This window comes from Helicobacter sp. 11S02629-2, from assembly GCF_002272875.1.
Taxonomy (GTDB): domain Bacteria; phylum Campylobacterota; class Campylobacteria; order Campylobacterales; family Helicobacteraceae; genus Helicobacter_I.
This window is the reverse complement of sequence record NZ_MLAN01000055.1, coordinates 1-419: the sequence shown is the minus strand read 5'-3', so window position 1 is coordinate 419 and position 419 is coordinate 1. Positions and strand designations below refer to the sequence as shown.

General features: G+C 32.5%; 1 protein-coding gene. It reads left to right on the top strand.

Features of this window, described 5'->3' with window-relative positions:
- The coding region (locus BKH40_RS08635; protein WP_257842552.1) for a methyl-accepting chemotaxis protein at positions 1-419 on the top strand (419 nt) is incomplete at both ends.

Here is a 419-nt window from a genome sequence, read left to right as displayed (position 1 = left end):
AGCTCTAATGCACAAGCTTCTTCTTTAGAACAATCTGCTACTGCTATAGAAGAGATAACTCAGTCTATGCAAAATGTATCTAATAAGACTAATGAAGTAATATCTCAATCTGAAGATATTAAATCTGTTACAGGTATTATTAAAGACATAGCAGACCAAATAAATCTTTTAGCACTAAATGCTGCTATTGAAGCAGCAAGAGCAGGAGAACATGGAAGAGGCTTTGCAGTAGTAGCAGATGAAGTAAGAAAACTAGCAGAAAGAACTGGTAAGTCTTTAGGAGAAATAGAATCTAATACTAATATCTTAGTTCAATCAATTAATGACATGGCTGAATCTATAAAAGAACAAGCTAATGGTATAACTCAGATAAATGATGCTATATCTTTACTAGAGCAATCTACTCAAGGTAATGTAAA